At 68.2% G+C, this 12,279-nt stretch carries 3 protein-coding genes; 1 reads left to right on the top strand and 2 read right to left on the bottom strand.

The features are described from left to right. Positions 1 to 726: a hypothetical protein gene (locus tag I6J71_RS15600; RefSeq protein ID WP_204095368.1), complete on the bottom strand. Its 726-nt coding sequence runs from the start codon at positions 724 to 726 to the stop codon at positions 1 to 3. Positions 727 to 1,613: 887 nt separating this feature from the next. Next, the gene (locus I6J71_RS15595; RefSeq protein ID WP_204095367.1) at positions 1,614 to 2,141 is read right to left on the bottom strand and encodes a hypothetical protein; all 528 of its coding nucleotides are present in this window, start codon (positions 2,139 to 2,141) and stop codon (positions 1,614 to 1,616) included. Positions 2,142 to 2,490: 349 nt separating this feature from the next. Between I6J71_RS15595 and I6J71_RS49745 the strand changes: the two genes are divergently transcribed. Beyond that, on the top strand, positions 2,491 to 12,273 hold the full coding sequence (locus tag I6J71_RS49745) for a DNRLRE domain-containing protein (protein ID WP_204095366.1): 9,783 nt from the start codon (positions 2,491 to 2,493) through the stop codon (positions 12,271 to 12,273). The last annotated feature ends 6 nt before the right edge of the window (positions 12,274 to 12,279 follow it).

Below are 12,279 nucleotides of genomic sequence, written 5' to 3'. Positions count from 1 at the left end.
TCAGCTCGAGGTGGTGGGCGGGGATTCTTCGGGCGGTTCACCACTGGTGTCTGGGGACTCGCCCGGGTGCTCGCTGGCGCCGAGGGACTCGCTCTCACCTGGGGATTCGCTGCCTGGAGGCTCACTGTTGCCCGGGGACTCGGCCGAGCCCGGCGGATGCGGCGTCAGGCCGAGGGCAGTTGGCACGCTCCCGTCCCGTGGCACGCTGTCCTTGAACTGCTGACACAGCTGGGTTGGCCCGGTGCACACCCCGTCCAGTGATATCGCCGCCTCGGGGGCATTGCCGACCCAGGTGAGCTCGACAGAGCACAATTCGGTAGCCGAGGGCAATGTGGATGAAGCACATGCCCGGTGCTTACCGCAGGCCCCGCCGACCCTGGCGATCCCGCGCGGCGTGATGTGGATGGCTGTAATGGTGATCCGTGCGCCTTCGGGGACCGAAGTCAGCCACTGCAGGGTGAAGCAGTCGTGGACTCCGCCGGTCTGGGTGCCGGTACCGATCGGCAGCGAGGCGATGGAGATCGCGCCGCCGCCCTCCCCGGGCCGCGGCTGCTCCGGGCCGGTCGGCTCCGTGCTCGGCCCACCGGTTCCGCTTTCCGTGATGATCACGCCGTTCGACGGGCCGGATCCGGAGGTCGGAGGCGGCGAACCGGAGCCGTTCGTGCCGCAGGCGCTCAGCAGCACCAGGCCGAACAGGCACGCGAGAGTCGTTCTGGCGGTGGTCATGGCAACACCTCTCACCCCAGTAGAGGCGTGGTCCGGACACATCGGACAGGCACAACTCGGTCACGACCTTTCAGGCCGTCCACCCGTGTCCCGCGGGCACCGTGACCGGCCGGTGTCCTAAAAGGAGGATCACGGCGGGTATGCGTCCCGGAACGGTCTGTTTCCTGGCCGGTAGGTTCCGCGCATGCCGAGATGGGGCGCCGGCAGCATTACCCTCCGAAGCGGTCGATCTCGCGCCAGACGGCTGTTGAGCAAAAGACGTCAGGTCGCGGCACCATCCCGCGCCCACAGGGCATGGCGCCTGATCTGCTTGGCAAGTCGGCAAACCCAGTCGACGATGCGGACCCAGCGGCTTCTGCGGCCCTTGCCGTTGATCCACAGAGCGAGTTTTCCGTCGGGACCCCGCGCGGTGCACGTCGTCGGTCGAGCGCGCCGAGCTTTTGGCGCGGACGCCGGTGGTGAGCGGTACCGCGACGATCACCCGGTACCGCCGGCGGGTGTCCGGTGCCAGGTAGATCGGCGGCGGTGCAGCGCGCGGGCCTGGCTGAGGGTGAGCCGCCACGTTCGGGTACCAGGGGTCGGGCTTGAGCACGCCGAGGTTCTTGCGTTCGGCCGAGGGCAGCGCTGCGGGGCCTCGAAGGTGGTGGCGCCGCAGGCACGCATCTCCCGCGGTAGCACGCGGACACCGCGCCAAGTCGGGCCTTGCGCGTGTTCGCCGGCGCCTTGGCTGCCTCCTGCACGGTCACCACGGCGCGCAGGGCCGCGCGGATCATGCCGGTGGGCGGGTTGAGTCCCTGCGGCCGCGCACTACGGGGAGAACGCGGTCGCCTCCGGCACGGGCTGTTTTACGGATATTCGTCGGGCGATGAGATTTGCTAAAACCGCGGTCAGGGGTGGGTGGAATTGCCGGAGTGTGCGGCGGTCACGATGGCGGCGGTCAGGTCGCCGGGTTCGCGGGGGATGCTACTGATGTTTGCCGATCCTGGCGGCTTTTCAGACGTGATGAAGTGCTGGTTCGGGTGGCTCTTCGCCACTGTCGAGATGGGGGCGGCAAGGTCGGGGCCGGCGCCGATGATCAGGCCGCAGTGCAGGGAGAGCAGGCTGTTGAGGTAGGGGGTCAGCTGGGCTGGGGTGCCGGCTGGTGCGGTGACATGTTCAGCGTTGATGGGGGCGCGTGTGGTGGCGGCTTGGACGGCGGGCCAGATCTGGTTTGTCTCCGCGGTGTCTTTGGTGGTTGAGAGCAGGCAGACGCGGTAGTTGCGGGAGACGTTGGCGTAGGCGATGGCCTGGGGTGCCGGACCTGACGTGAGCAGGACGATGCCGGCGATGACGGCGCCGACGAACACCACGGCGATCGGGGTGGTGATTTTCCAGTTTCGGCGCAGAGCGGAAAACGATCTCCGTAGGATGTTCACCAATCGCTCCCGGTTCACGTGAGTGCCATCTTAACGAGCGCAAAATGTGCGGTGTTCGCGTTGATGGACATTAACCGCATCAATGGGAGGCGAGAAGGAAAAGCTCATGGTCCGTCCGAGTGAATCCAGTTCGGCCACCATGATCTCAATTAAGTCAGAATGTCTGTTTCGTACTAGGTCGAACGGTGTAGGGCAGCGTTTAAAACCACGAAAGAGAGCTTGCTAATCGCCGTAGCGGTCCGTGCTATTACGGTGATCCCGGTCATAGTTGCCAGGTGGGTGTGTTCCGGGTGAAATTTCCTGCCGGTGCGCTCCGCTGGGGGGTGGCCTGTGGGCGGAGGGCTGAGCGATGGCTGCTTCGGGACGCTGGGCGCGACGGGACAGCCGGGGCTGGCCGATCGCGGGGCGGGGGCTCGCCGGCCGCGTGATGGCGGTGGTGGTCGCGATCGCGCTGATCGTGTCCACGGGTGGCCAGACGGCGAGTGGATCTCCGCTGTCGTCGCCGGCGACGCCGCAGCAGCGTTCCGGGAGCGCGGCCGGTGCTGGGCACACGGCAGGGTCCGCGCTGGGCCCGACGACGAAGGGCGCGAGCGCGGTGACACCGGCGGGTTCGGCGCCGGAGGCGCGCACGCGTGCGGCGGCGGCCGATCCGCGTCTGTCGAACACGGCCACGTCGGGGACTGCCCAGAGTGCGGCGCCGCGTGAACGCAGCGCGCCGGCGGCGAGTACCGGCACGGAGATCACGGCGGCGCGGACGGCGACGAGGTCGGTGTTCCAGAACGCGGACGGTACGCAGACCGCGAAGGTGTATCCGCGGCCGGTGCACTACCGGACCAGTTCCGGGGCCTGGGGCGACATCGACACGAACCTGGCGCAGGGCGGCAACGGCCGGTGGGCGGAGAAGGCCGACTCCGCGTCGGCGAGTTTCGCCGCGGCCGCAGACGATGCGACGTTGGCGTCGGTGCCGGCGGGCCCGGGTGGGAGCATCGCGTTCGGTGTGCAGGGCGCGGCCCACGTCACCGGCCACGTCACCGATTCGACGATCACCTATCCCGGTGCCGCCGCGCATACCGACATCAGCTACCTGGCCACCGCGTCCGGCGGGGTCAAGGAAAACCTGACCCTGGCGAGCGCGGACGCGCCGACCACCTGGGTGTTCCCGTTGACGCTGACCGGGGTCACGCCGTCGATGGGCAGCGACGGCAGTGTCGTATTCACGAACGGGGCCGGGCAGGTGGTCGACACCATCGCGCACGGGTTCATGCGCGACTCGAACATCGACCCCCGCTCGGGCGACGGAGTGCTCTCGACCGCTGTCACGTATTCGCTGACGACGGCCCAGGGCAAGCCGGCGCTGCGGATGGACCTGGATGCGACCTGGTTGCACGACACGGCGCGGGTGTTCCCGGTCCAGGTCGACCCGTCGGTGAACCTGAACACGTCCGGGTCGACGTATGTGATGTCGCCGTTCACCAACGACTACAGCGGCGGCACCGAGCTGGACACCGGCACCTACGACGGTGGGGCGAACGTCGCGAACTCGTACCTGAAGTTCGACGTCAGCAGCCTGAACAACAACTACATCGAGGCCGCCACGCTGAACATGGACGAGATCTGGTCCTACTCGTGCCAGCCGCGCCCGATGTATGTCTCCCCGATCACCTCGGGCTGGTCGGTCGGCGGGGCAAAGACCTACCCGTGGGTGTCCATCGGCGGAGCCATCGGCAGCAGCAACGTCGCCTACGGCCACGACTCCAGCTGCTCGACGTCGCACTGGGTGTCGGTCAACCTGGGCAACAACCCTACCGCGGCCGGCACCCAGCTGATCGAGTCCTGGACCCACGGCGGCGCCAACAACGGCCTCGCGGTCACCGCGGACACCCACGACTCGTACGGGTGGAAGAAGTTCGCCAGCTTCAACACACCCAACCCGCCGTACTTGTCGATCACCTACAGCCCCAACGGCGCGGTCTACAGCTCGCCGGTGAACTACACGAAGCCGACCGGCACTTCCAGTGGGTCGCAGCAGGTCACCGTCACCAACCTGGGCAACAGCACGTGGACCACGACCAACAACCACTTGTGGTATCAGCTCTACGACCTGAACTGGAACAACCTGCGCATCACCAACCCGCCCGACCCGTGGACGAACCTGCCCGGGTCGGTGGGCCCGAACCAGAAGTTCACGGTGAACGCGACGATCGGGCCGGTCACGCCGGGCCAGTACTACCTGTGCTGGGACATGTTCACCGGCAACACCTCGTTCAACATCAGCTACGGCGTCAACTCGCCGTGCGAAGTGATCAACTCGGCGAATACGCCACCGCAGATTGACTCGGCGAGTCCACCGTCGAACACGGCGTTGTCGACGCTGCAACCGCAGCTGTTCGCGACCGGCCACGACCCGGACAACTACCCGGCGAAGGGCATCACCTTCGATTTCCAGGTCTACTCGCTGCCGGCCGGTGGTGGCACGCCGGCGCTGGTGGCCGATTCCGGGGCGTTGTCGAACGGGAATTACCGGGTACCTGCGGGCAAGCTCGCGTGGAACCAGTCCTACTACTGGACGGTGGCGGTCAACGACACCGTCGGCTCGTCGAACTGGTCGAGCCCCGCATACTTCACCACCGCGGTCCCGCAACCGCTGATCACCGCCCACATCGGTGCCAACACGAGCCGGCGGAACTTCGACCCGGGCGTGGGTGACTACACCACCACGGTGACCGACGCGAGCGTCGCCACCGCCGGGCCGGCCTTGGCGATCGCCCGCTCGTACAACTCGCAGGACCCCCGCGTCAGTAACTTGTTCGGTGCGGGCTGGTCCACGGTCTACGACATGGTCGCGGTCCCGGATTCCGACGGGTCCGGGAACGTGGTGGTCACCTATCCGGACGGGCACACTGTCCGGTTCGGACTCAACGCGGACGGCACCACCTACAGTCCCCCGCAGGGCACGTACGCAACGTTCAGCCCGCTCCCCGGCGGCGGCTACAGCCTGACCGTGCGCGGCGGCTCAACCTACACCTTCGGCCAGCAGGCCGGCAGCAGCTGGAAGCTGACCTCGATCACCGACGCGGCCGGGCGGGCGCAGACCTTGTCCTATGACGCGGGCGGCCACCTGGCCACGGTCACCGACACCGGCGGCAACCGGTCGCTGCACCTCACGTGGTCCGGTGGGCATGTCGCGACCGTGAGCACCGACCCGGCGACCGCCGGGGGGCAGGCGTTGACGTGGAGCTACACCTATAGCGGCGACACGCTCACCGCGGTCTGCCCGCCGACCTCGAGCAGCCAGTGCACCGGATACTCCTACACCAGCGGCTCGACGCCCGGGTCGCATTACCGGTCGACGGTGCTGGACGCGCAGCCGTACGCGTACTGGCGGCTAAATCAGAGTGCGGGAGCGACGGCGGTCGACGAGGTCAGCGCGAACCTGGGCGCGGACAACGGCGCGTTCACCACGGTGTCGCCGAGTGACTCGACACCGCATCCGGGTTCGCCGAGCACGTCGAGCTACTTCAACGGCGCCGGCTCGCTGCAGCTGCCGAACAATCTCGTGTCCTCGGCCTCGTATCTGAGTGTGCAGCTGTGGTTCCAGACCTTCCCGAACGGCTCGGCCGGGGTGCTGATGTCGACCGGGCACAGCGCGATCGACACCGCGAATCCGAACCCGGGTGCGATGCCGGTGCTCTACATCGGCACCGACGGCAAACTCTATGGCCAGTTCTGGACCGGCAGCGTCGCCCCGATCGTGTCGTCGGGCAAGGTGAACGATTCGGCGTGGCACTCGGTCACCCTGGTCGGGCAGGGCAACACCCAGTCGATGTACCTCGACGGCGCCCTCGTGGGCAGCCAGGCGGGCACCCTGATCAACCTGGACCCGATGAACTTCGTGGCCGCCGGCTACGTCAACGGCTACCCGTGGGTCAACGGCCCCGCCGCGGGGTGGAGCCACTTCAACGGCAACATCGCCGACGTCGCGTTCTACACCCGCGCCCTCGGCGGCCCGGCGATCGCCCAGCAGGTCAGCGCCGGCAAGCAGCCGGCCGCGGAACTGACCTCGATCACCACCCCGGAAGGCAAAACCCACGCCCAGGTCACCTACGACAACGTGCTCGACCGGGCCACGCACGTCACCGACCAGTACGGCGGCGCGTGGACACTTGCACCACCGACCTCGAACGGATCCTCGGCCCAGTACCGCGGCACCGTGTTCGCCGGTGATCCCACCGACTTCTGGCCGCTGACCGACACCACCGGAACCCAAGCGGTCAACCAGATCCCCACCAGCGCAATCTCCGCCACCGCCGACGGCGACGGCACCTATGCCAACGTGACGCTCGGGCAGCCGGGGCCGATGCCGACCACCGGGGACACCGCGGTCTCGTTCAACGGCACCACCTCCAGCCTGACGATCCCGGTGCAGAGCACCGCCTGGACAGTCGGTGGCAAAACGCTCGCTCTGTGGTTCAAAACCTCCACCGCCGGCGGCGTGCTTACCGGCTGGGGCGGCAACGCCCTGCTCTACATCGGCACCGACGGCAAGCTCTACACCTGGTACGGCAGCGGCTACCTCAACTCCCCAGGCACCGTCACCGACGGCAAATGGCACTACGTCGTCGTATCCCAGACCGCGGACTTCCCCCACAACAGCATTTCCCAAACCGAATACCTCGACGGCGCCACCGCGGCGACCGCGACCGCGCCGATCATCAACGCACCCGGCCTGCAGACCGCCACCATCGGCTCCGGCCTCTGGGGCAGCGGCGCGCCGGCCAACAACGCGACCGCAAACCCGGGCGGCTACTTCACCGGCTCGGTCGCCGACGTCGCCTTCTACAACACGCCCCTGACCGCCGGCCCTGTGGCCGGGCTCTGGACCGCGGCGCAGGCGGCGAACACCAGCCCCACCCCGGTCACGACCGCCACGGTCACCGACCCCGGCAACCACCCGCTGTCCTACCGGTATGACCCGGTCAACGGGTCCCGGCTGCTCAGCACGGCCGACGCACTCGGCAACACCACCCACTACACCTACGACACCAACGGGTTCGGCTACACCACCGTCTACCCCGACGGCAACACCGTCACCACCACCCACGACCTGCGCGGCAACGTGCTGTCCCGCACCATTGGCGCCTCCAGCGGCGGCGCGGCCACCTCGTATGCGACGTTCCCGGCGGCGGGAACGTATGCGGTCACCGATCCGCGTAACGACGAACCGCTCACCACGTTGACCGCGGATTCGTCCGGCCCGAGTGACACGACGTATCAGACGAGCTACACCTACGACGCGGCCGGCGGGTTGCTGACGCTGACCAACCCGGCCGGGTCGGTCACCACCAACACCTACACCACCGGCAGCGAAACAGCGGTCGGCGGCGGCACCGAACCCGCCGGATTGCTGGCCACCCAGAAAGACCCGCTCGGCCACATCACCAACTACAGCTACACCGCCGCCGGCGACGCCGCGGGCATCACCGCCCCGTCTGGCATGGCGACCACCGCGACGTTCGATCTGCTGGGCCGGAAACTCACCTCCACCCAGACCTCGGACACGTTCCCGGCCGGCGTCACCACCAGCTACGCGTGGGACGGACAGAACCGGCTCACCACGCAAACCGATCCCGCCACGACCGACGCGGTCACCGGCACCACCCACACCCCGCAAACGACCTACATCTACGACGCCGACGGCAACGTCCTGGCCCAAACCGTCAGCGACACCACCGGCGGTGACACCGCCCGCGCCACCACCAACACCTACGACAGCCACGACCTGCTCGCGACGACCACCGACCCGGCCAACCGGCAGACCAGCTACGGCTACGACAGCTACGGCAACCGCACCAGCACCACCGATCCGGCAGGGAACATCTACGCCGACAGTTTCGACGCGAACGGGCACCACACGGCCACGACGCTGACCAACTGGACCGGCGACCCGAACCACCCGATCGCCGCCACGAACCTGGTGCTGGACTCCCGTGCCTACGACCCGGATGGACTGCTCGCGTCCGACACCGACGCGATGGGCCGGACCACCCGCTACACCTACGACGACAGCGGCCGGCAGCTCTCCGCCGTCGTGACGAACTGGCACGACCGTTTCGGCACCCAGACCCCGGTCAGCGTGGCCACCGCGCTGTACGACGCGGCCGGGCACCCGACGTCACAGTTCGACCTCTCCTCGGCGCCAAGCGCGAGCACGAAGGTCTACGACCCGGCCGGGCGCGTCACCTCGAGCACCGACGCCGACGGCCACGTCACGACCTTCACCTACGACGCGAACGATCAAGTGGCGACGAAGACGGTCGCCAACGGCAGCGTGAACGAGGAAACCGACTACGGCTACGACACCCTCGGCGACCTCACCTCCCAGGCCGTGCACAACGGCGCCACCACCCTGACCACCACCGCCACCTACGACCAGCGCGGCGCCCTCACCAGCGTCACCGACCCGCGCGGCAACGTCACCGGCGCCGACCCCACCGCCTACACCACCACCTACACCAACGACCCCGCCGGCCAGCTCACCACCCTCACCGGCCCCATCGTCACCACCGAAACCGACGGCGGCGCGCCCGCCCCGGCCCACCCCATCAACCAGTACGGCTACAACACCTTCGGCGACCAGACCACCTCGTCTGATCCCGACGGCAACATCACCACCAGCACCTACGACGCGGACTCCGAACTGCTCGGCGTGTCCCGACCCGCATACACCCCACCCGGCTCAGCCACGTCGATCACCCCGCTGACCCAATACACCTACTACCCGCTCGGGCAGCCGGCCTCCACCACCGACCCGCTGGGCCGCACCACCAGCTACACCCTCGACCAGCTCGGCAACCGGGTCACCACCACCCAGCCCGCCGTCGACGGCACCACCCCCGTGTCCTACGCGACCTACGACACCGACGGCGAACAACTCTCGGCCACCGACCCCACCGGCGCGCAAACCCAGGCCACCTACGACGAACTCGGCCAGACGATCACGTCCACCCAGGTGGTCCGCCAGCCCACCAGCGCCGCGAACACCACAACCCTGAGCTACGACCCCACCCAGACTCTCGGTCCCGAGCCCCTCGACCGACCCTTCTCGGTCACCCTGCCCGGCGGGCAGACAACCCAGTACGGCTACGACAAACTTGGCCAGACCACCTCGGTCACCGACGCCAACAGCCACACCACAAGCTCCGCCTACGACGCCGATGGGCACCTCACCCAGACCACGCTGCCGGACGGCTCCGCGGTGGTGGCCACATTTGACCCGGCCGGCCGCACCACCGCAACCACGCAGCTCGACAACACCGGCGCGACCGTACGCACCCTCGGCACCGGCTACGACGCGGCCGGCAACAAGATCTCGGCCACCGACGCCAACAACCACACCACCACCTACACCGTCGACGCCGGCAACCACATCACCCAACAGGTCCAGCCGATCTCAGCCACCGCGTCGATCACCACCGGCTACGGCTACGACGCGGCCGGGCAGACCACCCGCTACACCGACGGCAACAACAACGCCACGATCTACACCTACAACAGCCTCGGCCTGCCCGAATCCACCATCGCCCCCGCGGTTCCCGGGTTCACCACCCCCGCGGACACCACCACGACCCGGACCTACGACGCCGACAGCCACCTGACGACCCTGGCCGAACCCGGTGGGGTCACCCAGACTCTCGGCTACGACGAACTCGGCCGGCTCACCTCCCAGAGCGGCACCGGAGCCGAGGCCACCACCACCGCCCGCACCATCGGCTACGACCTGGCCGGGCGCCTGACCTCAGCCAGCGCACCCACCGGCACCGACACCTTCACCTACGACGACCGCGGCCTGACATTCTCCGCGGCCGGACCGTCGGGCACTGCAAGCTACACCTACGACAACAACGGGCAGCTGACTTCCCGCACGGACAGCACCGGTACCGCCGGGTTCACCTACACCCCGACCGGCCAGCTCGCCACCGCCACCGACCCGCTGACCGGCGCGACCGCGAGCTACACCTACAACACCCTCGACCAGCCCACCGGAATCGGCTACGGCACCGGCAACGCCACCCAAACCAACACCTACGACACCACCCACCGCCTAGCCGCCCAAACCATCACCGCGCCCGGCGGCGCCACCGAAGCCGCCATCACCTACGGCTACGACCCGAACAACAACCTCACCGGCAAAACCACCACCGGCACCGCCGGCGCCGCGGCCAACACCTACACCTACGACCAAGCCGACCGCCTGACCTCCTGGACCGACGGCACCACCACCACCAATTACGCCTACGACAACGCCGGCAACCGCACCCAAGCCGGCCCCTGGACCTACACCTACAACGCCCGCGACCAACTCACCACCGCCACCAACGGCACCACCACCAACACCACCACCTACGACGCCCGCGGTGCACAAACCGCCACCACCGACGGCACCACCACCCAGACCTACACCTACGACGCCTTCGACCAGATGGCCGCCTACAACGGCGCCACCACCTACACCCACGACGCCCTCGGCCGCCTCACCACCGCCGGCACGACCACCTTCACCTACGACGGCACCGACACCACCCCCACTGGCGACGGCACCCAAACCTTCAGCCGAGACCCGGGCGGCAACCTCCTGGGCGTCGCCACCGGCGGCACCGCCGCCACCGCGTTCACCGACCTGCACGGCGACGTGACCGGCCTGTTCACCCCCACCGGCACCGCCCTCACCGGATCCAGCGCCTACGGCCCCTACGGCAACCCCGTTGCCACCACCGGAACCCAAGCCGACCTCGGCTACCAAGGCGGCTGGACCGACCCCGCCACCCAGCTCGTCGGCACCGCGTCACGCTGGTACGACCCCGCCCAGGGCGACTTCACCAGCCACGACACCATCAGCACGATCACCGGCACCGCCGCCAACCCCTACACCTATGCCAACGACAACCCCCTCACCTACAACGACCCCAACGGCCATTGGGGCGAATGCTTGCTCATCGGGTGCGAACTCCCGACCCTGGCCGGGGCCGGTGGTACCGACCTCGCTACCACAGGCGCAGGAGTGGCGGCCGGCGGCGGCGCTGCGTCGTGGGGCTGGCTCGGCGCGATCCTGGGGGGCCTTGACTTCCTGCTCGCCGGAGACGAGGCACCTGGGCAACGAGATCAACATTATCCTTCGCGTCCGCCCGCGCCGTCCAACTGGCCAGGCGGGTACCCGTCTTACGGCGGCTACGACTACGGCGGAGCGGCACTTTCACTGGGAGGATCGTTCGACTGGCCCGAAACGACTGGGCCAAGCGGACACAACCCACCAGGCCACGCCCCCCGCGGACACAAGCCGGCCGGTCACGGGGGAGGACAAGGCCTCACCCGCCCGAAACCACCCACTCACGACCAGATCATCGCCGCGCGGGTCTACCAGACACCGGACAACCCCCGACCCAGCGGCCAAGTCACCGGCCCCGGCATCATCCCCCAAAACGGAACCAAAACCCCCGCCACCGGCGCATCCGACTCACCGATCATCACCAACCTCGTCGCCGGCACTAATCCCAGCGAAGACCCCACCACCTTCGACCCCTACGCACAACCGGGAAGTCCTGACACCTGGCCGGGTGGTCTCGCTCCGGCCCAGGGCAGCCTCGACGACGCTGCTTGCGCTGGCGGCCAATGGCTCTTCGATGGCGAGACCTGGAACAAGAGTAGTTTGGTATGCGAAGGCGACGGTGGGGCAGGCGAGGCGTCGGCTGCGAGCGCTGCAGACGTCGAACACGCAGTAGAGGGCGGGGCCAGCCTGTCGCTCCGCTACAAGCCCGGGTGGAACGCAGCCCAGCGGTCGGCTGCTGATGCGAAGGTGGCTGCGCTGAACGAAGCGGCGGGAGCTGGAGGCCTGCGGGTGACTCCGGTTAAGCGGGTCGGTACGTCCCCGGCCTCACGCTACCGCCGTGCTGGTGGCATCGTCCCGAGCGGAGCGGACGTCGATCACACCATCGACTTGCAGCTCGGCGGGCTTGATGACGTCGCGAACATGAATCCGCTGGACTTGTCGGTAAACCGGAGTCTCGGGTCGCAGATCATGTGGCAGCTCCGAGGCCTCAAGCCAGGCACATTCGTGATATCAGTGATGATCTGGTGAGAGGAC

This window comes from Amycolatopsis sp. FDAARGOS 1241 (assembly GCF_016889705.1).
Classification (GTDB): domain Bacteria; phylum Actinomycetota; class Actinomycetes; order Mycobacteriales; family Pseudonocardiaceae; genus Amycolatopsis.
Note: the sequence above shows the minus strand (reverse complement) of the source record. Positions and strands in the feature narration are given on the sequence as shown.